Here is a 22,658-nt window from a genome sequence, read left to right on the forward strand (position 1 = left end):
TGTCTTCGCGCCTAAAGTGATCGTTATTTCGCAGCTTCAAATGGTGTAGATACCGGCAGGAATAGGTCGATAATACCGATGACCAGAGCTGCCAGAATCGCACCGAGAATGGAAACACTAACTCCGCTGACTACAAACTGTGCGATCCAGATGACTAGCGCACTGACGAGAAAACCGACAATACCGCGACCAAATGGTGTCGCTTTTCCGCCGAAAATTCCTTCGACCACCCAACCAAGCAGGGCGATCACAAGTGCCAGCACCAAAGCGCTCCAGAAGCCGCCGACGTGGAATTGGGGAACGATCCAGCCGACAATGAGCAGCACAATCGCTGATACAACAAAACGGACTACATGACCTAAAAATCTCACTGGTTTAACCTCCTTTGGCCCAAGCTGAGGATATGTGCAGTTGTTATTATGACCCGGATACGGAATTGTTATGTTGGGAAACGATACCCAAATAGCGAAATTCGCCCATATTCGGTATAATGGATTCATATATGAAGGGAGTTGTGACTGTAATTGGACGACAAAATTTTGCATACGCTTGAATATCGCAAGATTTTAAATAAATTAATGCAATATACGCAAACCTCGATGGGGCGTGAAACCGCGGAACAGCTAAGACCTTCTGGTGATTTTGAAGGTGTTAAGCTGCTGCTGAAGGCTACCGATGAGGCTGCTAACGTGGACCGCCTGAAGGGCATTCCATCGTTTGGCGGAATTACCGACATCAAGGCGGCGCTGAAGCGGGCGTCTATTGGTGGATTGCTTGGAACGCATGAACTGCTCTCCGTAGGCTTCACCATTGGCGGGGCACGCAGAATCAAGCGTTTTTTGGCTGCTATGCATGAGGATGAGGCTGTCGAATCTCTATTTGCCCTCAGTGATCTCTTGTCCGAGCAGAAGCATGTTGAGGATGCTATCCGCGCGTGTATTGACGAGAATGCCGAGGTGATGGATTCCGCCAGCCCTGAGCTGGCGAATATTCGCCGTGAGCTGCGCGGGGGAGAGGCCAGAATCCGCGAGAAGCTGGACTCGATGATCCGTTCCTCCTCGGTATCTAAAATGCTGCAGGATCAGCTTGTCACAATCCGTGGCGACCGATTCGTGATCCCGGTCAAAGCGGAATACCGCGCCCACTTTGGTGGTATTGTGCATGACCAATCCGGTTCCGGTGCGACCCTGTTCATTGAGCCTGAATCCATTGTGGCGATGAACAACAAGCTTCGGGAGACGCGTCTTCGTGAGGAACGGGAAGTAGAGATTATTCTGCATCGGTTGACGGCACAGGTTGGCGACATTGCGGAAGAGATGACTTATGATGTTGATATTGTGGGCGAACTGGATTTCATTTTCGCGAAGGCTCGTCTGGCCCGTGATATGAAGGCTTCCCAGCCGCGCATGAATGACCGGGGATACCTCAAACTGCGCAAGGGACGTCATCCACTGATTCCGGCAGAGCATGTAGTGCCGCTGGATGTGGAACTCGGGAACCAATACAGTACGATTATCGTTACCGGACCCAATACCGGTGGTAAGACGGTGACCTTGAAGACCATTGGGCTGCTGAGCCTAATGTCCATGTCGGGTTTGTTTATTCCGGCCGAGGAAGGCAGCCAGATGTGTGTGTTTGACGCGATCTATGCTGACATTGGCGATGAGCAGAGCATTGAGCAGAGTCTCAGTACCTTCTCCAGCCATATGACCAATATTATTTCCATTCTGCGCAAAATGACTCCGAAGAGCCTCATCCTTCTGGATGAAGTCGGCGCGGGTACAGACCCGGCGGAAGGATCGGCGCTGGCTATTGCGATCCTGGAGAACATCCACCGGACAGAATGCCGGATGGTGGCGACTACTCACTACAGCGAGCTGAAGGCCTACGCTTACGAGCGCAAAGGGGTTATCAACGCCAGCATGGAGTTTGATGTGCAGAGCCTTAGCCCGACATATCGGTTGCTGGTCGGTGTGCCCGGACGAAGCAACGCGTTTGCCATTGCTGAACGCCTCGGCTTGCCGAACGCTATTCTGGAGCATGCGCGCGGCGAGGTTAAAGAAGAGGATCTGCGGGTGGAGCACATGATTGCTTCCCTTGAAGAGAACCGTCTTGGTGCGGAGAACGAGCGGGAGAAAGCGGAGCATATCCGCCGTGAAGCCGAAGAGTTCCGCAGTAAACAGAAGCAGGAACTGGAGAAGCTGGAGAGCCAGCGCGACAAGCGTCTGGAGAAGGCCGAGAAGGAAGCCAGTGACATTCTGGATAAAGCGCGCAAGGAAGCCGAACAGATCATTAGTGATCTGCGCAAGCTGGCGCTGGAGGAAGGGGCTTCGGTTAAGGAGCATAAGCTGATCGAAGCTAGGCGCCGTCTGGATGAAGCGGAGCCTGCGCCGCGCAAGAAGGCGGCTTCCCGTACAGCGGTCAAGCCGCCGCGACAGATTGGACCTGGAGACGAGGTTCGGGTCTACAGCCTGAATCAGAAAGGTCATGTCGTGGAAATGAGCGGGACCAAGGAAGCGGTAGTACAGCTTGGCATTATGAAAATGAAGGTGCAACTGGATGATCTGGAGCTAGTCTCTGCCCAGAAATCGGGCAATCCTGCGCCGCTACGCCAGGCAACGACTGTGAAGCGTACGCGCGACGAGAATATCCGCAGGGAGCTGGATCTGCGCGGAGCCAATCTGGAGGAAGCGCTGCTGGAGACGGATCGCTTCATCGACGAGGCGTTCCTCGGCAATCTGGGTCAAATTGCGATTATTCACGGCAAGGGAACCGGGGTATTGCGATCAGGCATTCATGATTACCTACGCAAGCACCGAAATGTTAAGAGCTATCGTCTAGGTAACTATAACGAAGGCGGGGCAGGCGTGACGGTAGCCGAGCTGCAATAGCGAAGGAAGCATGTTGAGGAGAGAAGGGTGAGCATGCAGGAAAATGTTGATCTTTTGCTGAGGCATCCGCTGGGGTCGCTGCTTGGCTACTTCACCGTAGCAATCTTGGGGCTGGTCGTATTCCTCTCCTTTTTTGAAATGGTGACGAAGTATAACTGCTGGGAAGAAATTCGCAAAGGAAATGTAGCGGCGGCCATGGCAACCGGGGGCAAAATCTTCGGAATTTGCAACATCCTCCGCTTCAGCATCCAGGCCGGGGCTTCAATTTACGAGACGATGAAATGGTCAGTTGTAGGCTTTTTATTGCTGTTGTTGGCCTATTTCCTCTTTGAGTTCTTGACGCCTGTATTTTCTATTGATGAGGAGATTGCCGCAGACAATCGGGCCGTGGGTTTGACAGCGCTGCTGATCTCGGTATCCTTATCGTATGTTATTGGAGCTTCCATCATGTAGGAGGAAACCATGAAGATTCTAACCCGGGTCCTGTTTGGTTGCGCCGTTGCTTTTTTGATCGGTGGCATCATATATTTGACGATTAATTAAATATCAAGCATGTTAAGAAGGAGAACTTAAAGATGGAAACGACTGTATGCCCTTGGTGTGATACCGAAATTGTGTGGGATGAAGAATTTGGACCCGAGGAGTATTGCCCGCACTGCAACAATGAGCTGAAAGGCTACCGGACAGTGAATGTCACCAGTGACGATCTGGAGGACGAACTGGAAGTGAAGGAAGACACGGACGAGGAGTCTATTAATGATGACGACCTGTGGGATGATAGCGAGAAGGACGGCGTAGTGCCTATCTTCAACACGCTGGAACAATTCCGGGACGATTACGATCTTAAGAAGTATGAGCAGAACAGCTCGGCTATTCTGTCGCAGCAAGAAGAAGCACCGGAATGCCCACAGTGCCATGAATTGCTGCTACTGGCTGGAACACAGGAAGTGACAGAGTTTGATCCTTCAACCCCGGCTGTTCTTGGTGGACCTGTGCTGAAAGCACCGTTCTCGTTGAACGTATTCGTATGCCCGTCTTGCTTCCATATTCAGCACAATCTGGCGCAGAAGGACCGGGTACAGCTTGTTCGTAATTTGAGCATCGGCAGTGAGTAAATTGATCAATTCCAGCCTGTATGGGCATGATATTCAGAATCATGGCTATAGGCAGGGGGAAAATCATGAAAGCTGCATCAACGAAGGTTCAGGCTTCGCTGCTGCTGGGAGTGAACGGTTTGTTTCTGCTAGCGGGGGCGTTGTCGGGTACCTTTCTTAACGTTTATTTATGGAAAAGCCGTCAGGATTACATAATGATCGGCTGGTTCACCGTGGCCCAGCAGATTGCGCTGGGCCTTAGTTTTTGGCTCGCAGGCAAATGGGTCAAGGAGCGTAACAAGATGAGTGCTCTTAGGCTGGGGATTGCCGTTTCGGGCCTGTTTTATCTGATCGTACTGGGTATTGGCGGGAATGCGATCCAGTATATCTGGCCGCTGGGCCTGCTCCTGGGTGTAGCTATTGGATTATTCTGGTTAGCCTTTAATATCGTCTATTTCGAGATTACGGATGCTGCGAGTCGTGATTTCTGGAACGGCTGGATGGGACTGCTGGGCTCGTTGACAGGCATCATTGGACCTTGGCTGTCAGGGTGGCTGATCTCGTCGCTATCTGGAGAACGCGGCTATCGGATCGTATTTATGATCTCGCTGGGTATCTATGGGGCAGCGGCAGTGCTCAGCTTCTTTCTCAAGAAGCGTAAGAGTGAGGCGAATTATGGCTGGCTGGAGCCATGGCGGCAGCTAAAGGGTTCGGGGCAGTGGCGAAGGGTGGCTGCAGGCCTTTTTTTTCAGGGATTGAGGGAAGGGGTATTCTCGTTTCTAATTGGTCTGCTGGTCTTTGTTGCGGCTAAGGAAGAGAGTAAGCTCGGGCAATTTGCGTTGGTGACATCGGCGGTATCCCTTGTCAGTTACTGGATCGCAGGCAAGTTGTTCAAGCCAGCATACCGGTCTGCCGGCATGCTGATTGGTGGGGCGCTTTTGGTTGGAGTGATTACCCCGCTGCTCTGGCAGGTTAACTACGGAACTTTGCTGATTATGGGGATCGGCACTTCACTGTTTATTCCACTGTATATGTTGCCTATGACTTCAACGAGCTTTGATCTGATTGGAGAGTCTGAAGAGAGCGTGAGCAATCGGGTGGAGCTTGTCGTGCTGCGGGAGTTAAGCTTGATGAGTGGCAGGCTACTGGGTATCCTGATTTTCATTGCAGTGTTGTCTGTTAACCGATCGCCACGTACGATAACAGTGCTGCTGCTGTTGCTTGGTGCGGCACCGCTAGGAAGCTGGCTGATCCTTAGGCGTTCTTTATCCCGACAAGAGGACAGCCATCCGGTCTAAACTGCTTTATTTTATTGTTATGGGAGAGGCCTACATTGGTCAAAAGAAAACGGATTAACAGCATGGTCACGACGATTGCCATCATGGTGTCCACAGTCGTGTTTTCGGTACTGCTTGTACTGTATATTATTTTCATTAATCATATTTTACCCCAGACTCGAAAAGCATTGGAGGGCAAGGCTCTAAGCATTGCCCACACAGTTGCCCTGGCACCGCTGGTGTCCAAAGGTCTGGAGGAGGGTGTCAGCAAGGAAATTCAAGCCTATACGGGCAAAATCGCTCGTCGCAATGATAGTCTATTCGTAGTGGTGTTAGACATGAATAGTATCCGCTACTCGCATCCCGATCCAGCGCTTATTGGTAAGCCATTTGTTGGCGGAGGACAGGAATTGGCGCTGCAGGGTGATGATAGCATTTCGGTGGGATGGGGAACAATGGGCAAATCCCTACGTGCATTCGTACCGGTATATAACGACAAAGGGCATCAGGTTGGAGTTGTTGTTGTCGGCTTTTCCATGAAACGGGTGCATGATATTATAAAGAAAAACGAGTGGACCATCGTCTTGATCCTGTTATCGGGGGCTCTGCTTGGCACTATGGGCGCCATTGTACTGGGAAAAAGGATTAAGAAAATGATGTTCGGGATGGAGCCATCCGAAATTTCAAGACTACTGGAAGAGCGCAGTGCCATGCTGCAATCGGCGCGTGAGGGCATTATTGCTATAGATGCAAAGGCGCGAATCACGTTGATTAATGTGGAAGCGGAACGGCTGTTGACGGCTGCTGGAATTACAGGAAAGGCTTTGGAATCATACATAGAAGATTATTGGCCAGCTCTGCGCCTGGATAAGGTTTTGAAATCAGGCGATGTGAAGCTGGATGAAGAAATTGACCTCAACGGGATTTCGCTACTGGCTAACAGTTTGCCAATCCGCGTAGGGGGCGAGATTGTTGGAGCGATCGTCACTTTCAGAGATATGACGGAAATTACCCAGCTAGCAGCGCAGTTATCCGGGGTATCTGTATACGCAGATGCGCTACGGGCAGGTGCGCACGAATATATGAACAAGCTGCATGTTATTTTGGGCATGACCCATATGGGGATGTATGATGAACTGCAGCAGTATATTTCCGGAACAGTAAGCAATTATCAGAGTGAGATTGGTTCCATCACAAGAGCAATTAAAGATCCGGTTATGGCTGGATTTCTGTTAGGCAAATTGAGCAGGGCTCGCGAGGACGGTATTAATCTTGTGCTGGAAGAAGACAGCTATCTGCCGGAGTCAGCCCAAGCGGAGCTAACCCATGAGCTGATCACGATTGCCGGCAACTTGCTGGATAACGCGATGGATGCGCTGAGTGATACGACATCTGAGGACAAGGAAATACGGCTCGCTTTTCACTATGATGACGGCCGTTTGAGCTGTACAGTCAAGGACAACGGTCCCGGCATACCGAAATCGCTGCAAGAGAGTATCTATACGCAGGGCTTCTCCACAAAAGGAGAGAACCGGGGGATGGGCCTCCATCTGGTCCGGCGAAGTGTGAATAAACTGAACGGGCATTTGCAATTGCTTCCCGGTCATGGGCCAGGAACGGTTTTTGTGGTAAATGTGCCGTATTTGACTAGAGGTGATGAGTCTAGATGATTAACGTAATAATCGTAGAAGATGATCCGATGGTAGCTAAATTTAATCGACATTATCTGGAGCAGATGGACGGGTTCAGGTACACCGGTTGTGCTGCTTCTGTTGAAGAAGCCAAATTGCTGCTGGCAAGCCAACAGGTGGATTTGATTCTTCTGGATATCTATATGCCAAAGTGTAACGGGCTTCAACTGTTATCCTCTTTACGTGAACAGGGAAGCACGGTGGATGTGATTGTTATATCGGCAGCAAGCGATAATGTCAGTATCCGCAATGCCTTGCAGCATGGTGCAGTGGATTATTTGATCAAGCCCTTTGAGTTTGCCCGCTTTCAGGCGGCCCTAACTACGTACCGGGAGAACAACCTGCTGATGAGGCATAGGGAAAATCTTAATCAGGAGCAACTGGATAAGCTGGTTCGGCACCGAGGGGAGATAGAGAATTCTCCTGTCGCTGTGGCTTCTGCTCCTGCGCTTCCCAAAGGTCTCAGCGAGAGTACCTTGGATAACATTTGGGAGATTATCAACGGGCTATCACAAGATTCCTTCTCTACAGACGACATTTCTACAAGAGCGCCTATTTCCAGAATATCGGTGCGCAAGTATTTGATGTATCTGACGGAGACCGGAGCGTTGTCCATGGAGATCAGCTATGGTGCGATAGGGCGCCCTGTGTATATGTACAAGGTTATCAGAGGGGCATAGGTGAAATGCCTACTATATGAGCAGACAAGGCGTTTGAGAAGAGGCTGTAAAGCCTAAAATGATGAGAAACCCAGGTCATAACGACCTGGGTTTCTTTAAGTTAATAATATAGAACGTCACGTGTAATCAGCCTTTTGGATTGATCATATCGATATCATGGTTATTGCTGCCCTTATTGCTACGCATTGAATACAGAATAAATAGTAAGATAAACCATAACGGGGTAAACAATAAAGCCGGTCGTGTCTCTTCTGCAATAAGCATGATGATGAGGATTACGGCAAATAACGCCAGGACAGCATAATTAATAGCCGGTGTGAACGGTGCTTTGAACTTGGATTTAGCCTGTAAGTTCGGCCGAGTCTTCTTGTATTTGATATGGCATACAAGAACAACACCCCAAACCCATATAAAACAAATGGCACTAATGGTAGTGACGATTCCAAAAGCTTGGCCCGGAATAATTTTGCTTAATAGGGTGCCAACAGATATAACTAACGTCGAAACAAATAACGAGTTCCCTGGCACATGATTTTTATTCAGCTTGGCAAAATGAGGTGATGACTGGTTCTTCCTGCTCAAATTATAAAGAATTCGGCTTGTCGAGAACATCCCGCTGTTGCAGGCGGAAGCGGCTGAGGTTAATACGACGAAATTAATAATCCCCGCAGCGATTGGTATTCCTACTAAACTAAAGGTTTTCACGAATGGACTTTCTGCCGGACTAAGTTCAGTCCATGGGTTAATGCACAGAAGGACGAATAACGCGCCAACGTAGAAAAATAATATCCGCAAAGGGATTTTATTAATAGCAGATGGAATGTTTTTCTCTGGATTGGATGTTTCCGCTGCCGAAACACCAACTAATTCCACGCCTACATAAGCGAATACAACCATTTGAAAAGAAAATAAAAAACCTGAGGCGCCGTTTGGAAAAAATCCACCATGCTCCCACAGATTTCGGATAGTTACCGATCCTGAATCCGTCTTGAATCCGATGATTAGCAAAATGACACCGATGCCGATCAAGGCGAGAATCGTGATTACTTTGATTAAAGCAAACCAAAACTCCAATTCCCCGAAATTTTTTACTGTTAATAGATTGAGTGCTAATAAAATGATCAGACAGATGATGGCCGGCACCCATTGCGGGATATCAAACCAATAGTTCACGTAGATGCCAACGGCGATAACATCAGCCATGGCCGTCATGATCCAGCAGAACCAATAGGTCCAACCCGTGATAAAGGCTGCTCGAGGGCCGAGATAATCTTCGGCAATATCCGTAAACGATTGATAGCCAGCCTTAGACAATAGAAGTTCTCCCAGTGCTCTCATCACAAAAAACACAGCAATTCCCACGATTAAATACGTGATCATGATGGAAGGGCCTGCCTGTTGAATCGCTTTGCCCGATCCCAGGAATAGTCCTGTCCCAATAGTGCCGCCAATGGCGATGAGCTGAACATGCCGGTTAGCTAACTCTCTCTTTAATTCTGTTTGTGCCATACTTTTGTCCCCCTTAATCAATATAATGCCAATAAAAAAGAGATTGGATGTCATCCAATCTCTAGGTCCTAAGAATATTAAATAATCTTTGCCCTGCTAATGATAATCAGCATGACAAATACATATTCAGTACTCTTCTGTCCTTTTGCCTGAGATTGTGAACCCTTCGGCGCCGCAGATTTCCTGCGGTCTCTCCAGAAGCTGCTCCTGCTATAGTGTGATCCATAGCAATCATAGCTTGTGATTATGAAGTTATGTTTGTGTAGCGGCGCTGTTATTCTGATATCCAACATACTACATTTAATGTGAATACCTGAACAGTGATAAAAGTCTCCCTGCTACCTATATAGTATAAACTATAACAGGGCATTCATGTTACTTTAATGACGAAACGATTTCTTTAATTACGTAAACTATCCTGAACAGCCCTTTTTCCGTTATGATTAATTTGTGAAAAAAAGCACAAGGGGGCAAGTTTTAAAATGAAAAAGAAGTCAGTAGCTGCTCTTATTCTCATTCTCTCTGTTATGCTCGTGATCGCAGGATGCGGCAATAGTGGCAATAACAGCAAGACCGTCAATAACAGCAGCACCGGGAGCAAAAATCAGGATAACAAGGAAGCGACAAAGGAAGCAAAAATAGAAGCTGTTTCAGGGGCATCGGAAGCAAGCTATACACCGCTCGATCAACTGAAGGATAAGTACGATATCATTATTGTCGGTGCAGGTGGCGCTGGAATGTCTGCCGCGCTTGAAGCTAAAGCCAAAGGAATGAACCCTGTTATTTTTGAAAAAATGCCGGTGGCCGGCGGAAATACAACCAAGTCTTCTTCGGGAATGAACGCTTCCGAAACGAAATTCCAAAAGGAACAAGGCATCACCGACAGCAATGATCTATTTTATGAAGAGAGCTTAAAGGGTGGTCATGATACGAACGATAAAGAGATGCTACGTTTCTTCGTTGACCAATCCGCAAGTGCTATCGACTGGCTCGACTCCATCGGGATTAAATTAAGCAATATCACCATTACAGGCGGTATGAATGAGAAGCGTACGCATCGTCCTGAAGATGGCTCCGCCGTAGGACAATACCTTGTAAAAGGTCTAGTGAACAATGTTCAAGAGCAAGGTATCCCGCTTTTTGTGAACGCTGATGTCAAAGAAATTACCGAAAAAGACGGCAAGGTCAATGGTGTCAAAGTCATCTTCAACCAGACTGACGAGAAGAGCATTACAGCAGCGGCTGTCGTTGTGACAACCGGCGGTTTTGGCTCCAACAAGGAATTGATCTCCGAAGTCAGACCCGATCTGGAAGGATATGTAACGACCAATCAAATCGGCAGCACCGGCGACGGCATTAAGATGATAGAGAAGCTTGGTGGCGTCACCGTCGATATGGATCAAATCCAAGTTCACCCGACAGTGCAGCAAGAAAAATCCTATCTCATTGGGGAAGCCGTCCGCGGAGAAGGTGCCATCCTCGTATCTAGTGAAGGTAAACGATTCACGAATGATTTGGGTACTCGTGATAAAGTTACCGCTGCAATCAATCAACTTCCTGAAAACGCGGCTTTTCTGGTCTTTGATTCCGGTGTGAAATCCCGTGTTAAAGCCATCGAACAATATGAGAAGATGGGCTTCGTGATCCAAGCCGATTCGATCGAGGGATTAGCGCAAGCAATGGGTGTGCCCGGGGATCAACTGCAGAAAACACTGGACACCTGGAACAGCTATGTGAAAAATAAAGAGGATGCTGAATTCGGCAGAAAGACTGGAATGGATAACGACTTATCCAACGCTCCTTACATGGCAATCAAAATCGGTCCGGGGATTCATTACACCATGGGTGGCGTAAAAATCAACACCAACACAGAAGTTTTAAATAAAGAGGGTAATCCGATTACAGGTCTGTTTGCCGCAGGTGAGGTGACAGGAGGTCTGCATGGTCAAAACCGGATCGGCGGGAACTCGGTGGCGGAGATCATTATTTTCGGCCGCCAGGCGGGTATCAAATCTGCTGAATTTGTAAAAGCGAACTAAGCATCAATCCATTCATCTTGCTTATCGGAAAATAAACAAACGCTTGGGCTGACTACAGTCCAGGCGTTTGTTGTTATATGTCATGAAACGCTGTGGGGCGAGGGTCTGGATGAACGGGTCAGCGAGAACAGTTCCAGTTCCGGCCTGTGCTTTCCGCCAAGTATATCCGTTAGCAGCTCTGCTGCAATATTGCTGTAGGCAGTGCCATTACCGCCGTATCCTTCAATAAAGTAACTGTGTGGATAATCCGGGTGCGGGCCGATATAGGGCAGCCCGTCACGCGTCGACCCGAATACGGCCCCCCAGGTGTATTCAACTTCTATGCCGCGAATTTCCGGGAACAGCGCTTCAAGCTCCTCCAGTAGTTTTTTACTCTGGGAGAGAACTCTTACCTCGCGTTGCTTATCATCTGTCAGAGGCTCATCCTTACCGCCAGCAATGATGCGTCCCTCCGGGGTGGTCCTGAAGTAAAGGTAGGGACGAGCCGTTTCCCAGAGCAGGCTTTGCTCATACCATTTGGGAAGCTCCTTCAGGGGCCGGGTCATGATAGCATATGTATTAATCAACTCGGCGCCTCGGTCCTTCTTCATTTCTTGTGTCTCATAGCCCATCGCAAAAATAACATTTTTCGCAAAAATTCGGCCATGCCGAGTGTGGCAGATGACGCCGTCTTCCTTGAATTCATAATGCTGCGCTTTGGTCTGCTCATATACACGAACCCCATTCTTGGCGGCCTGATGGATCAGGCTATGCACCGTTCGGAAGGGATTGGTCTCCGCGTCTCCCCGGGAGTATAGGGCTGCTGGTTTGGTAAAAGAGTATAGCGAAGCAATCTGGTCCTGCTCCCAAAATTCCGAATGAAAGCCGTGTGCGGTCAGATTCCGGTGTTCTTCGCGCAGTGCAGGCACATCCTCTGGTTTACTGGCATACAGCAGGCTGGAGCGGGGAATGATCTGTGGGTCCATCTCCAGCTTGTCAGGAAGGTCAAGAATGTTGCCGAGGGCCTTCTGACAAAGCTTATAGAACAGCACGCCCTGCTCCTCACCAAATGTGTTGATACAGGCAGTCAATGACTTGTCGTTGGAGATCTGCAATAACCCGGTGTTGGCGTGTGAGCTTCCGCCTGCTACGGATCGTTTGTCGATCAAAATCACATTCGCCCCATTCACAGACAGCTGGTATGAAGTCATGGCTCCGCCCATACCGGCACCTACGATGAGACATTCACAATGGGCATCTCCTTGTAACGCCGGGTAAGCAGGTGGATTTTGCAATGTATTACTCCAGGGCGTTTGCCCGCTGATTAGTTTCATCGTTGATCTCCCTTTCGTATCTTCCGGTTTCAAAAGTATTCGCAGGAAATGGTGGGCTCATGCATATTTTAGCTGTGTTACCTTGCGCTTTTTGGCACATAATGTGCCCGGCGCAGACGCATACTAAAAGTGGTTTGAATCATCTATAAGGAGGGAAAACATCGCATGCAATCTACACAAATGCAGGCACTCAGCGGTAAAGAGCTGGAATACATCGCCGACTCCATTTCTAATGAGGATTTGCTAATCAAGCAATTAGCGGCTACAGCCGGGTCCACACAGAATCAAGCTGTCCGCCAAATCTGCATTCAGCATATCCAAAGCCACACCCAGCATATGGGGATGTTGACACAAATGCTGCAGCAGCACCAGCAATATGCCCCAACGCAACCGCAATAACAGAGGTTCCAAACTTTAAGGAGGTTATCTTAGTGAACGCACAAAACGGATCATTTATGGCGGATGAGGACCTAATGAACACGGTGCTGGCCGATCTGAAACGGACCGTACGTGAATATACCACAGCCGCAACAGAATCTGCCTGTCCATCTGTCCGTCAAGCCTTCAACAACTTGACGATGGATACGCTGCGTCTTCAAGGGGATTTGTATACCCATATGTCGCAAATGAACATGTATACGGCTCCTTCCAAGGCCTTGCGTCATGATGTGGACAAGCAAATTCAGACCGCACAGCAGACGCAGCAAAAATGTCAGCAGTTCGTGCAGCAAAAAACAGGGGAAGTTGGCGATTATAGCCATAATCTCAACGTGACTCATCAACAGTCCAACTCAAATAATTCTTACTATATGTAACTCGGCATTGAAGCAAGCGAAGCAGATAGACATGATTGTCTGTCAGTTATAGCTCGCTTACAAAAAAAGGTTGACCCCTGAAAAATAGGAGTCAACCTTTTTTACATTTTATAACGAAATAAGAACAAACATTATCCAAAGACGCCAAGCAGCACAATTCCGCAGAAAATGACTACAGAGCTGGCAATACGCTTCAGCCCTTGCTGCTCTTTCAGTAGCATGATTCCGAGAAGCGCGGCAAATACCGTTCCAATCTCCCGCAGAGGGCTAATATGAGCAATGGGTGCTTGCTGCATAGCGAACAGAAACAACAGGTAGGAGCCAGGATTCAAAATGGCCCCAAGCAGCAAAGTATTACGATTGGCCTGCCATTCCGCCCGAATGCGTGGTGAAGCCAGCACTGCCGGAGTTAATCCTAGGACGAAGCCGATATTGGTCACTTCCAGCAGAGCAAGCGGCGACAGATGCTGAAGATTCAGCTTATCGACGAATACATAACAGGTGGTGCATAAACCGACACTGAGCGCCATCAGCACAGGCTTTGCCTGAGTGAGCACAGTAGCGCCAGGATGGTTTCTGACTCCGCCTGATGAACCTAGAACGATAAACCCGGCCAGCATACAGAGAATGCCTGCCCAACCCACTGGCGATAGCGATTCGCCTAATACGAGAATCCCGATGATGGGAACAAGCAGAGTGCTTGTGCCTCTCATGATCGGATAAATCTGAGAGAGGTCGCCTAGCTCATAGGTTCTGGACAAAAGCCAGGCGTAAAGACCCTGGAGAACGACAGACAACAGCAGCAGGCCATAAGCGCTGGCTGAAAGCGGATTGCGCCATAATTCAATGATCAGTACAGGCAAGAGCAACAAAGTGGATACCATCATAATAGACCATAAAAAGACACTTTTGCTGCGGCTTTTCTTGGTGAAGAGACTCCAGATGGCATGCGCCATGCCGGAGGCGATAACTAGGAGTATAGGCAGCAGCATGAATGGTTTCGCTCCCTGCTACTTAGTGCTCAGAAGCCGGATCGGGTTCATGCGGAGGCTGATGTTCAATGAAGGATCCGTCTTCCAAGCGCAGCCAGGTGTCGAAGGTCTTGGTGCCTTCAGATAGTCTGATGACCCGGGCCCCGCGCATAAAGCCTTCCCGGCCATAAGTATTGAAGCCGCTGGCCCGGCCATAGATCAGCTTAATTCCGTGCAGGCTTCCGCTGTAGTCGTTGATATGGTCGTGACCGCAGAAGGTGCCCAGCACATCACCCATCTCCAGCAGGGCCGCGAACAAGCCCGAATTTACAGGTGCGCTACACACGCGCTCGAACTTATTCCCGTAGCAGACCTGAGTGTCCCAGACCTCCTGATATTCCGGCACAGGGATATGGAAAAAGGCAAGGGCAGGCAGTTTATCCTGCCCGTTTTGCGGGTTAAGCCTTGCAGATTCTGCTGTCAGCCAGTTGATTTGGCTAGGCTTGACCCAATTATATCCGGGAACATGCGCAAGTTCCGAATAGCTGCCGGAGTCAAGGAAATAGAGTACCGCTGCGGATTCACCATTACGTCCATTAATGGTTAGCGAATAATTGCCCATTCCTGCGATTTCCACCGGTCCCGCTTGAGCCAAGGCATGCGGGTGTTCCAGCGCTACTTGCATCAGCTCTTCAGGGGTAATCCGGCTCTCTGTATCATGATTGCCAAGGACAAAGGCCCAAGGGATATTCCGGGCTTCCACGACAGCAACTGCATCACGGAAGGCTTGCTTCGGGTTCTCGCATTCCGGCTTTCCTGGGGAGACTGGCCCCGTATAGATGACATCTCCTGTAAACACGACGAGATCCGGCTGCTCCGCCTCTAGTACGCCTTCCATTAGGTCACGGGTCTGACGATCCTCCGCTCTGCCGTCCATCCAATGAAGATCTGTGAATTGTACGATTTTAAATGTTCCGTCCTGTCGAAAAGATAAGCGGGTGCTCATCCTTTTCATCCCCTCTCTGTCTGTTCCATTCAGTTACCAATGTTGATTTATGTGCTTTTGTTTGGTTTCATGTTGATTTTAGGTCTCGGTTTACAATTTGTCAAACCTCATTTTACAAAGGGTTTGCACTTATATTATAGTTCCTTTAGGTTGACAAGTGTGGCATAGAATTTTACACTTTGAACTGTTCACGGCAGTAAAACAACAACAAAACACATAAAACCACTTTAAATGAAATCATATGGCCAGACACGATTCAGGAGGAAGAAGCAGAATGTCCCTAACGTACGAGGAACGAAAGGAAACAATTCTTTCCCAGCTTGAAATGGAGGGGAAGATACAGGTTCATGCCTTGGCCGAACTGTTCAATGTCACAACAGAGACGATTAGACGGGATTTGGACCGACTGGAGAAAGAAGGCAGACTACGCAAGGTCTACGGAGGCGCTGTACGGATGCGTTCCGAAATGACGGAGCCGACCTTTCTGAGGCGCTCCCAGATGCAGCTGAGCGAGAAGCAGGCGATCGGCCAACTGGCAGCATCGCTGGTCCGGGATGGAGAGACAGTTATTCTCGATAACGGAACGACGACACTTGAGATCATGCGCGCCCTGAAGAATCGGACTCAGGTCACGGTTATTACCAATTCGGCGCCGATTTTGAGCTGTGCGCTTGAAGGATTTCAGGGCAAGCTGGTTTTTACCGGCGGAGAGGTGAATCCCTTATATCAGGCCGCAACAGGTGTGATTGCCCATGAACTGCTGGATCAGTTTAAGGTCAACAAGGCCTTTATCTCGGCGGGTGGCGTCTCGCTGGCAGACGGGATTACTGATTATCATCTGGACGAAGCATTAATCTCTCGCAAAATGATTCAGCGAACAGAGGAAGCGATCCTTGTCGCTGATCATACCAAATTCGGTGTCACCACCTTCGCCCAGATTGCGCCGATTGAAGGCATAGCTATGGTGCTTACGGATTCCGGCTGCTCCAGGGAATGGCTGGATGCCTTCGCCCAGCTGGATATCGAGGTCTTGGTCGGTGCCCAATAAAGCATAATGCCGCATGGTCCCTTGACCAGTCTGTGAAAACAGGCCGCTTAAGCGGGCCTATTTTGTTTGCAGAGAAGGCACTTTCGTGTCATATTAGTATTATTAAACTCATTTCGCAAAGTGGCGCTTTACCGCGCTACATCTTCTGCGAAGGTATTTCGGAGGGAAGGCATGAAGGAAATGGATGAATTGAAGAGGAAAGTGCTGGAACTGCTCAAAGAGGATGCGCGAAGCTCCACAGCGTTGATGGCGACGCTACTTGGGGCGGAAGAAGCCGATGTAAAGACTGTGATTGAGCAGATGGAACAAGACAATGTTATCGTGAAATATTCAACGGTCGTCAATTGGGATAAGGTGGATGACGAGCGGGTAACGGCACTGATTGAGGTACAAATTACGCCTGAGCGCGGCCGCGGTTTCGAAGGCATCGCCGAGCGAATCTACCTGTACCCGCAAGTGAAGTCCGTCTATCTGATGTCCGGCGCATATGATCTGCTGGTGGAAGTGGAAGGCCGCAATCTGCGTGAAGTCGCAAATTTCGTATCCGAGAAGCTGTCGCCGATTGATTCTGTGCTCTCTACCAAAACCAACTTTACGCTCAAAAAATACAAACAGGACGGGATCATCTTCGAAGAGCATGAAGAAGACAACCGTCTGATGATCTCTCCGTAAAGGAAGAACGCCATATGATCACGAACAATACCCAATCTAACGGAGATACCGGCAAGTCAATGAACTCTTATCTGGCTCCATTGGTCCGGGAGATTCAGCCATCAGGTATCCGCAAATTTTTTGATCTGGCCGCTGGAAGCAAGGACATCATCTCGCTGGGGGTCGGTGAACCTGATTTCAAGACGCCTTGGCATGTCCGGGAAGCTTGCGTATATTCATTGGAGAAAGGCTTTACCGGCTATACCTCCAATGCAGGTATGCCCGAATTGCGGGAAGGAATTGCCAACTACCTGCATGACCGTTTTGCTGTAGATTACGATCCGGCTGACGAAATCATTGCCACAGTAGGGGGAAGCGAGGCGATTGACCTTGCTCTGCGTGCTCTAATCTCACCAGGCGACGAGATTCTGATCCCGGAGCCATGTTATATTTCATACTCTCCTATAACAGCCATCGGTGGGGGTATCCCTGTTGGCATTGAAACCTTTGGCGAGAATAACTTCAAGCTGACCGCGGAAGGACTGGAAGCGAAGATCACGCCGCGCTCGAAAGTGCTGATCCTTTGCTATCCGAGCAATCCGACAGGTGGGATTATGACCCGCGAGGATTGGGAGCCTATTGCCAGAGTCGTGGAAAAGCATGATCTCATCGTGATTTCTGATGAAATCTATGCGGAACTGACCTACGGTAGCAACCATGTAAGCTTCCCTTCAATGCCCGGTATGAAAGACCGCACGATTCTCGTTAGCGGCTTCTCCAAGGCCTTTGCGATGACGGGCTGGCGTATGGGCTATGCCTGCGGCCACCCGGAGATTATCTCCGCCATGCTGAAGATTCACCAGTATACGGTGATGTGTGCGCCTTCCATGGGGCAGGTTGCAGCGCTAGAGGCTTTGACCAATGGGCTGGAGGAGAAAGATCGGATGATCGATTCCTACAACCAGCGGCGGCGCTTGATTGTTAAGGGCCTGCGGGATGCTGGACTAGAATGTCATGAGCCGCAGGGAGCGTTTTATGCTTTTCCAAGCATCCGTCATACCGGTCTGAGCTCTGATGAATTCGCCCAGCGGCTACTGCGTGAGAATAAGGTCGCTGCGGTTCCGGGCAATGTGTTCGGCCTGGGCGGCGAGGGTTATTTGCGTTGTTCCTATGCAACCTCGGTAGCTCAGATTAATGAAGCTGTTGAGCGAATCGGTGCATTTGTTGCCAAACTCGAAAGGGAAAGAACGGAATAAGAAGTAAAATTTATGAAAAGAGTCTAGTAAATCTCTCAATGTCATGGTATAATTTTACTTTGAGAGAGTAATTATTGCCTTTGATGACAGTTGGAGGTCAACGTTGCTCTGGGAACAAAGCGGATGCTTTCTAGCCGGTTGTTTCGATGCTATTTTTTAGCAGACGCTCAACAAGATTTTTTAGGAGGTATGATTGTGCTCAGTGCCGATTATTACTTACCTTCCTATGGCGGGGAATGTTTTTCTGGAAGCGGGAAACGCTCCTCTAAGGGCGATGCTTCTGTACGCAGGCTCTCTTTGGAAGATGAAATTCGGATATTACGCACCAAGATGGAGCAGCTTTTTTTGCAGGAGAAATCGTTCACCTCGGACAATGTCATTGAAATCAGCAGTATGCTGGATCTAAAGATAAATGAATATATGAAGGTACGTCCCCGTAGAAGCTAATTGTCCGGGACGCAGCTCGGAGGGCCCATTTGGGCCCTCTTTTTTATGCTGATAAAGAGGCTTATCTTGGGTGTATTACCTGATATTTTGCACATGCATGGAAACAATTGGCACAAAACTTCTGGAACCTACCTGAGTACATACACTTGAATCTATCAATCAGCCGAGGTGAAGACAACATGAAGAGAACTAGACAAGCGGCACTGCTTCTGCTACTGGCACCGCTGCTGTACTCAGCTCCGGCACATGCCGATTCCGCACCTGTCAATCAAGAAACTGCCATCTATTTGGATGGTCGGCCCCTTCAATTTGGTGTTCAGCCACTATTTGTGAATGATACGGTCCTTGTGCCGATGCGCAAACTGTTTGAGGAGCAGGGAGCCAAGCTCTCCTGGGACAATCAAGCTAAATTGGTGACAGCGAGCAAGGGAGAGACCGTGTTGACTTACCGGATTGGGGACGGGGCTGCTTATACGAATGGTAAGCCGGTAACGCTGAGCGTGCCGGGTCAGATCGTTGCTGGGAATACGATGATGCCGTTGCGTTATTTTAGCGAAGCGCTGGGCAACCAAGTGAAATGGGATCCGGTCAGTCATGAAATTCGTATTAATTCAGCCAGTGAGTTCAATACCAAGATTTTGAATGGCGTCAACCTGCGTACCGTGCCGGATTCGGGTACAAGCTCTAGCGTCATTGAATTGCTGCCGGCCGGAGCGAAGGTTCAGGTGCTTGAGGAGAGTAATGCATTATGGCTGAAAGTACGCACACAGGACAATCAGACAGGTTACATTTCTGCAAAACCGGGCTTTAGCGACTACACCAGTGCTTCCCTCGCGGATCTGCAAGGAAATGCGTTGCTAGCTTATGGCGAGAAGTTTTTGGGAACACCTTATGAATTCGGCGCATCTCCGGATCAGACACGTACATTCGACTGTTCTTCTTTTGTCGGCCGGGTGTTTAAGGAGGTTCTGTCAATTGATCTGGCGCGTGTCTCCTACAATCAAGCCAAAGAGGGCAAGGAAGTAAGCATCGGAGAACTGCGCAAAGGGGATTTGTTGTTCTTCAGTGCGCGAGGACTCAATATCGGGCATGTCGCCATTTATGCCGGGAACAACCGGATTCTGCACACCTATTCGAAGGAACAGGGCGTTCATTATGAAACGCTGGACAGCAAGTGGATGAAGCGTTTTGTGACGGCCCGCAGAGTATTTTAGGTGTTACTCTTAGCCACTAATAAAAGTTGTAAGGTTATGAATGACAATATAACAATATTGATACCCTATAATTGTTGTGCTAAGGTATTCGTATGAAAAATGAACAGATGTTAACCAAAGAAATGATTCTGGATGCAGCGGAGAGCGTGCTGCGTCGGTTTGGTCCTGATAAAAGCTCGGTAGTGGATGTTGCCCGCGTACTTAAGGTCAGCCATGGAACGATCTACCGCCATTTTCCTAGTAAAGCCGCTTTACGGGCTGCGGTAACGGAGCGGTGGTTGCATCAAATCTCTGATCCGTTGCAGGCAATAGCAGAGGAAAAGGGCGGAAGCACGGCCCAGCGTCTGCGGCAATGGTTTCTGGTCCTGTCACAGAGCAAGCTGGCTTACGCTGTAGACGATCCGGAGATGTTCGCGATGTATACGGCGGTTACCTTGGAGACCGCGGATGTGATCTCGGAACATGTGGACTGCTTGATCTCCCAAATTGCTCAAATTGTTGAGCAGGGGATCAAGCAGGGAGAGCTGAAGCCGGGACAGCCTGAAGGGATGGCGAGAGCGCTGTTTCTTGCGATGGCTCATTTTAATCATCCCGCCCATGCCTACGAATGGTCCGAGATCACGCTCGGCCAGGATTTTGACTCCGTATGGGGGTTGCTGGTTGAAGGGATTAAAGCCTCTTAACTCAATGGGCTAAAGGTAATGTGTAACAAAATTAAAGGGAAGCTCTTCTGATGAAATTCTATTCAGAAGAGCTTCCCTTTTTTCAATTGAAAATAAAAAAAAGTAAAATGACAAAAATATAAATTTGTCAGTTGATTATTGATATTTGTTATTATATAATCAATTCACCGGGCGGATGCAGCACAGAATTCTATTGGGCGCCCACTTCAACAGAATCTTTAGAAGATGCATAGCAGGTGAGAAACGTGCCGACATTATGAAAATCGGACTAGTAATCAATCCATTTTAAGGAGAGAAAACATGAATCACACTCGCAAATCAGTTGTTCTCGTCACAGGTGCTTCTACCGGAATAGGCAACTTGTCCGCCCGCACTTTGGCGACAGCAGGACATATCGTATACGCCAGCATGCGCGATGTTGAAGGACGGAACGCCCCCCGGGCCAAGGAACTGCATGATTATGCAGCGGAGAATGGATTAAGCCTCAAGGCTCTGGAACTGGATGTTCTCTCTCAGGAATCGGCAGATCGTGCGGTGCAGGTTATTGTGAAAGAGCAGGGCTTTTTGGATGTAGTCATGCATAACGCCGGTCATCTAGTAGTTGGTGTGACTGAAGCTTTTTCCCCGGAAGAAATGGCTAAGGTATATGACACCAATGTTCTCGGGACACAGCGGGTGAACCGGGCGGCTCTGCCATATATGAGAGCACAGGAATCTGGCCTGCTGCTTTGGATCAGCAGCACTACCGTTCGCGGCGGTTTCCCGCCGTTCCTTGGGCCTTATGTAGCTGCCAAAGCGGCTATGGATTCACTGGCCCAGACGATGGCATATGAAGTCGCTTCTTTCGGGATCGAGACTTCCTTCGTAGTACCCGGTGCCTTTACGAAAGGAACTGCGCATTTTCCGAATGCTACCCCTCCAGCTGATGGAGAGACTTCAGCAGCTTACGCAAGAATTAACAGGCTGCTTGAAGAGGTTGGCGACAGACTAAGCGCACTTACACCTGATGACGCTGATCCACAAGCTGTAGCGGATGAAGTGGCCCGTATTGTCAGTCTGCCCGCTGGCCAGCGTCCTGTACGATCGGTTATCGACTTTGTCGGTGACGGTGCCGCTGAAGTAACGGAGCTTTCGGAGAAACTGCGGATTGAATTTTTGGAGCGGATCGGACTCGGCGGTTTGTTAGAAGCTGCTGTATCTGTTGATTAAATCTATCTATTGGCTGGTAAGTTTTAGTTGGCTTAATACTACTTGTACTATTTAATCAAATCACTTGGAGGTTATTAACATGGGAAACAATCTTTCTGGTAAAGTGGCAGTTGTAACAGGATCATCGAGAGGTATCGGCCGTGCAATTGCAGAGGAACTGGCTCGAAACGGAGCAAAGGTTGTAGTGAATTACAGCAGTAGCCCAGCCAAAGCAGAAGAGGTTGTCTCGGCTATTAAGCAAAACGGCGGCGAAGCCATAGCAATACAGGCAGATGTCAGCAGTGTAGCCCAGTTGGAGAAGCTGTTTGAAGAAACGGTGAAAATATTTGGAGCCTTGGATATTCTGGTGAACAACGCCGGTGTAATGATGACCAAACCGCTTGCGGCAGTCACTGAGGAGGATTTTGACAAGCAGTTCGGCATCAATGTAAAAGGAACCTTCTTTGCTATCCAGCAAGCTGTCAAACACATGGGTCAGGGCGGCCGGATCATCAATTTCTCCACTTCTGTCGCTGGGGTAATGTTCCCAACGTACAGTGTTTATGCAGGCAGCAAGGGTGCTGTAGAGCAGTTTACCCGTCAACTGGCTAAAGAACTGGGACCTATGGGAGTCACGATTAACGCCGTTGCACCAGGACCGGTCAACACTGAGCTGTTCACTGTCGGCAAATCCGAGGAACAAATTGAAGGTATCACCAAAATGAATGCCTTCGGACGTCTGGGAGAGCCGGAAGATATCGCAGGGGCGGTTGTGTTCCTTGCCAGTGATGCATCACGCTGGGTGACCGGCCAGACACTGCGTGTCAACGGAGGAATGGTGTAAAGGTAGAGCTTCATCACTGAAGGTTTGAAAATAAGCAATAA

General features: G+C 49.1%; 22 protein-coding genes and 1 riboswitch. Of the genes, 17 read left to right on the forward strand and 5 right to left on the reverse strand.

Annotated features, from left to right (window positions below):
- Positions 1-23: 23 nt before the first annotated feature.
- Positions 24-371, reverse strand: coding sequence for a phage holin family protein (locus ACFORK_RS25470; RefSeq protein WP_379204390.1), 348 nt, complete (start codon positions 369-371; stop codon positions 24-26).
- 153 nt (positions 372-524) lie between these two features.
- On the opposite strand from ACFORK_RS25470, the gene ACFORK_RS25475 reads away from it, so the two are divergent.
- The 6 genes from ACFORK_RS25475 (at position 525) to ACFORK_RS25500 (ending at position 7,633) form a co-directional block, all read left to right on the forward strand.
- The gene (locus ACFORK_RS25475; protein WP_379204392.1) at positions 525-2,891 is read left to right on the forward strand and encodes an endonuclease MutS2; all 2,367 of its coding nucleotides are present in this window, start codon (positions 525-527) and stop codon (positions 2,889-2,891) included.
- Positions 2,892-2,924: 33 nt separating this feature from the next.
- Positions 2,925-3,344 (forward strand): DUF350 domain-containing protein, encoded by a 420-nt coding sequence (locus ACFORK_RS25480; protein ID WP_066373746.1) that lies wholly within the window; start codon positions 2,925-2,927, stop codon positions 3,342-3,344.
- 122 nt (positions 3,345-3,466) lie between these two features.
- Positions 3,467-4,006: a hypothetical protein gene (locus ACFORK_RS25485; RefSeq protein ID WP_379204395.1), complete on the forward strand. Its 540-nt coding sequence runs from the start codon at positions 3,467-3,469 to the stop codon at positions 4,004-4,006.
- Positions 4,007-4,071: 65 nt separating this feature from the next.
- Entirely contained in the window at positions 4,072-5,283 is a 1,212-nt protein-coding gene (locus ACFORK_RS25490; protein ID WP_379204397.1) for an MFS transporter, read from the forward strand.
- A 35-nt stretch (positions 5,284-5,318) separates the two neighbouring features.
- Complete coding sequence (dcuS, locus tag ACFORK_RS25495; protein ID WP_379204399.1) at positions 5,319-6,932, forward strand: DcuS/MalK family sensor histidine kinase; 1,614 nt, start codon at positions 5,319-5,321, stop codon at positions 6,930-6,932.
- A complete protein-coding gene (locus tag ACFORK_RS25500; RefSeq protein ID WP_379204401.1) occupies positions 6,929-7,633 on the forward strand; it encodes a response regulator in 705 nt (234 codons plus the stop codon). The genes dcuS and ACFORK_RS25500 overlap by 4 nt, the downstream gene beginning before the upstream one ends.
- Before the next feature lie 126 nt (positions 7,634-7,759).
- Here the strand turns inward: ACFORK_RS25500 and ACFORK_RS25505 are convergent, their stop codons facing one another.
- On the reverse strand, positions 7,760-9,142 hold the full coding sequence (locus ACFORK_RS25505) for an amino acid permease (RefSeq protein ID WP_379204403.1): 1,383 nt from the start codon (positions 9,140-9,142) through the stop codon (positions 7,760-7,762).
- Between the two features lie 127 nt (positions 9,143-9,269).
- Positions 9,270-9,350: riboswitch (glycine riboswitch) on the reverse strand.
- A 274-nt stretch (positions 9,351-9,624) separates the two neighbouring features.
- Here ACFORK_RS25505 and ACFORK_RS25510 point away from each other — a divergent pair.
- Positions 9,625-11,181, forward strand: coding sequence for a flavocytochrome c (locus tag ACFORK_RS25510; protein ID WP_379204405.1), 1,557 nt, complete (start codon positions 9,625-9,627; stop codon positions 11,179-11,181).
- A gap of 80 nt (positions 11,182-11,261) precedes the next feature.
- On the opposite strand, the gene ACFORK_RS25515 is transcribed toward ACFORK_RS25510, so the two are convergent.
- Entirely contained in the window at positions 11,262-12,494 is a 1,233-nt protein-coding gene (locus tag ACFORK_RS25515) for an NAD(P)/FAD-dependent oxidoreductase (protein ID WP_379204407.1), read from the reverse strand.
- Between the two features lie 165 nt (positions 12,495-12,659).
- On the opposite strand from ACFORK_RS25515, the gene ACFORK_RS25520 reads away from it, so the two are divergent.
- Together ACFORK_RS25520 and ACFORK_RS25525 are read left to right on the forward strand one after the other, a co-directional pair.
- The gene (locus ACFORK_RS25520; RefSeq protein ID WP_175374126.1) at positions 12,660-12,893 is read left to right on the forward strand and encodes a hypothetical protein; all 234 of its coding nucleotides are present in this window, start codon (positions 12,660-12,662) and stop codon (positions 12,891-12,893) included.
- 56 nt (positions 12,894-12,949) lie between these two features.
- A complete protein-coding gene (locus ACFORK_RS25525; RefSeq protein ID WP_379204476.1) occupies positions 12,950-13,309 on the forward strand; it encodes a spore coat protein in 360 nt (119 codons plus the stop codon).
- Between the two features lie 131 nt (positions 13,310-13,440).
- Here ACFORK_RS25525 and ACFORK_RS25530 read toward each other — a convergent pair whose 3' ends face one another.
- Positions 13,441-14,301 carry an EamA family transporter gene (locus ACFORK_RS25530; RefSeq protein ID WP_379204410.1) on the reverse strand — a complete coding sequence of 287 codons (861 nt, stop codon included), beginning with the start codon at positions 14,299-14,301 and terminating at the stop codon, positions 13,441-13,443.
- Positions 14,302-14,323: 22 nt separating this feature from the next.
- Positions 14,324-15,286, reverse strand: coding sequence for a metallophosphoesterase family protein (locus ACFORK_RS25535; RefSeq protein ID WP_379204412.1), 963 nt, complete (start codon positions 15,284-15,286; stop codon positions 14,324-14,326).
- A gap of 274 nt (positions 15,287-15,560) precedes the next feature.
- On the opposite strand from ACFORK_RS25535, the gene ACFORK_RS25540 reads away from it, so the two are divergent.
- From ACFORK_RS25540 to ACFORK_RS25575, 8 genes are all read left to right on the forward strand, one after another.
- Positions 15,561-16,334 (forward strand): DeoR/GlpR family DNA-binding transcription regulator, encoded by a 774-nt coding sequence (locus ACFORK_RS25540; protein WP_379204414.1) that lies wholly within the window; start codon positions 15,561-15,563, stop codon positions 16,332-16,334.
- Positions 16,335-16,505: 171 nt separating this feature from the next.
- Positions 16,506-17,006 carry an Lrp/AsnC family transcriptional regulator gene (locus ACFORK_RS25545; RefSeq protein ID WP_175374130.1) on the forward strand — a complete coding sequence of 167 codons (501 nt, stop codon included), beginning with the start codon at positions 16,506-16,508 and terminating at the stop codon, positions 17,004-17,006.
- Positions 17,007-17,020: 14 nt separating this feature from the next.
- On the forward strand, positions 17,021-18,241 hold the full coding sequence (locus ACFORK_RS25550; RefSeq protein ID WP_379204417.1) for an aminotransferase class I/II-fold pyridoxal phosphate-dependent enzyme: 1,221 nt from the start codon (positions 17,021-17,023) through the stop codon (positions 18,239-18,241).
- 189 nt (positions 18,242-18,430) lie between these two features.
- Positions 18,431-18,688: an aspartyl-phosphate phosphatase Spo0E family protein gene (locus ACFORK_RS25555; protein ID WP_379204478.1), complete on the forward strand. Its 258-nt coding sequence runs from the start codon at positions 18,431-18,433 to the stop codon at positions 18,686-18,688.
- A gap of 179 nt (positions 18,689-18,867) precedes the next feature.
- Entirely contained in the window at positions 18,868-19,902 is a 1,035-nt protein-coding gene (locus ACFORK_RS25560; RefSeq protein WP_379204419.1) for a C40 family peptidase, read from the forward strand.
- 107 nt (positions 19,903-20,009) lie between these two features.
- Positions 20,010-20,585, forward strand: a complete 576-nt coding sequence (locus ACFORK_RS25565; RefSeq protein WP_379204421.1) for a TetR/AcrR family transcriptional regulator — start codon at positions 20,010-20,012, stop codon at positions 20,583-20,585.
- Positions 20,586-20,885: 300 nt separating this feature from the next.
- Entirely contained in the window at positions 20,886-21,794 is a 909-nt protein-coding gene (locus ACFORK_RS25570; protein WP_379204424.1) for an SDR family oxidoreductase, read from the forward strand.
- A gap of 79 nt (positions 21,795-21,873) precedes the next feature.
- The gene (locus ACFORK_RS25575; protein WP_379204426.1) at positions 21,874-22,617 is read left to right on the forward strand and encodes an SDR family oxidoreductase; all 744 of its coding nucleotides are present in this window, start codon (positions 21,874-21,876) and stop codon (positions 22,615-22,617) included.
- Positions 22,618-22,658: the final 41 nt, after the last annotated feature.

This window comes from Paenibacillus sp. GCM10012306 (assembly GCF_042649265.1).
In the GTDB taxonomy this organism is placed as follows: Bacteria; Bacillota; Bacilli; order Paenibacillales; family Paenibacillaceae; genus Paenibacillus_AQ.

What these genes read in the sequence shown, in the direction of transcription:
- ACFORK_RS25505 (WP_379204403.1), bottom strand. Translation starts at nt 9,142, where the DNA reads ATGGCACAAACAGAATTAAAGAGAGAGTTAGCTAACCGGCATGTTCAG.
- ACFORK_RS25550 (WP_379204417.1), top strand. Translation starts at nt 17,021, where the DNA reads ATGATCACGAACAATACCCAATCTAACGGAGATACCGGCAAGTCAATG.
- ACFORK_RS25540 (WP_379204414.1), top strand. Translation starts at nt 15,561, where the DNA reads ATGTCCCTAACGTACGAGGAACGAAAGGAAACAATTCTTTCCCAGCTT.
- ACFORK_RS25575 (WP_379204426.1), top strand. Translation starts at nt 21,874, where the DNA reads ATGGGAAACAATCTTTCTGGTAAAGTGGCAGTTGTAACAGGATCATCG.
- ACFORK_RS25565 (WP_379204421.1), top strand. Translation starts at nt 20,010, where the DNA reads ATGTTAACCAAAGAAATGATTCTGGATGCAGCGGAGAGCGTGCTGCGT.
- ACFORK_RS25490 (WP_379204397.1), top strand. Translation starts at nt 4,072, where the DNA reads ATGAAAGCTGCATCAACGAAGGTTCAGGCTTCGCTGCTGCTGGGAGTG.
- ACFORK_RS25485 (WP_379204395.1), top strand. Translation starts at nt 3,467, where the DNA reads ATGGAAACGACTGTATGCCCTTGGTGTGATACCGAAATTGTGTGGGAT.
- ACFORK_RS25555 (WP_379204478.1), top strand. Translation starts at nt 18,431, where the DNA reads ATGATTGTGCTCAGTGCCGATTATTACTTACCTTCCTATGGCGGGGAA.
- ACFORK_RS25515 (WP_379204407.1), bottom strand. Translation starts at nt 12,494, where the DNA reads ATGAAACTAATCAGCGGGCAAACGCCCTGGAGTAATACATTGCAAAAT.
- ACFORK_RS25570 (WP_379204424.1), top strand. Translation starts at nt 20,886, where the DNA reads ATGAATCACACTCGCAAATCAGTTGTTCTCGTCACAGGTGCTTCTACC.
- ACFORK_RS25535 (WP_379204412.1), bottom strand. Translation starts at nt 15,286, where the DNA reads ATGAGCACCCGCTTATCTTTTCGACAGGACGGAACATTTAAAATCGTA.
- ACFORK_RS25525 (WP_379204476.1), top strand. Translation starts at nt 12,950, where the DNA reads ATGGCGGATGAGGACCTAATGAACACGGTGCTGGCCGATCTGAAACGG.
- ACFORK_RS25510 (WP_379204405.1), top strand. Translation starts at nt 9,625, where the DNA reads ATGAAAAAGAAGTCAGTAGCTGCTCTTATTCTCATTCTCTCTGTTATG.
- ACFORK_RS25520 (WP_175374126.1), top strand. Translation starts at nt 12,660, where the DNA reads ATGCAATCTACACAAATGCAGGCACTCAGCGGTAAAGAGCTGGAATAC.
- ACFORK_RS25500 (WP_379204401.1), top strand. Translation starts at nt 6,929, where the DNA reads ATGATTAACGTAATAATCGTAGAAGATGATCCGATGGTAGCTAAATTT.
- ACFORK_RS25545 (WP_175374130.1), top strand. Translation starts at nt 16,506, where the DNA reads ATGAAGGAAATGGATGAATTGAAGAGGAAAGTGCTGGAACTGCTCAAA.
- ACFORK_RS25530 (WP_379204410.1), bottom strand. Translation starts at nt 14,301, where the DNA reads ATGCTGCTGCCTATACTCCTAGTTATCGCCTCCGGCATGGCGCATGCC.
- ACFORK_RS25480 (WP_066373746.1), top strand. Translation starts at nt 2,925, where the DNA reads ATGCAGGAAAATGTTGATCTTTTGCTGAGGCATCCGCTGGGGTCGCTG.
- ACFORK_RS25560 (WP_379204419.1), top strand. Translation starts at nt 18,868, where the DNA reads ATGAAGAGAACTAGACAAGCGGCACTGCTTCTGCTACTGGCACCGCTG.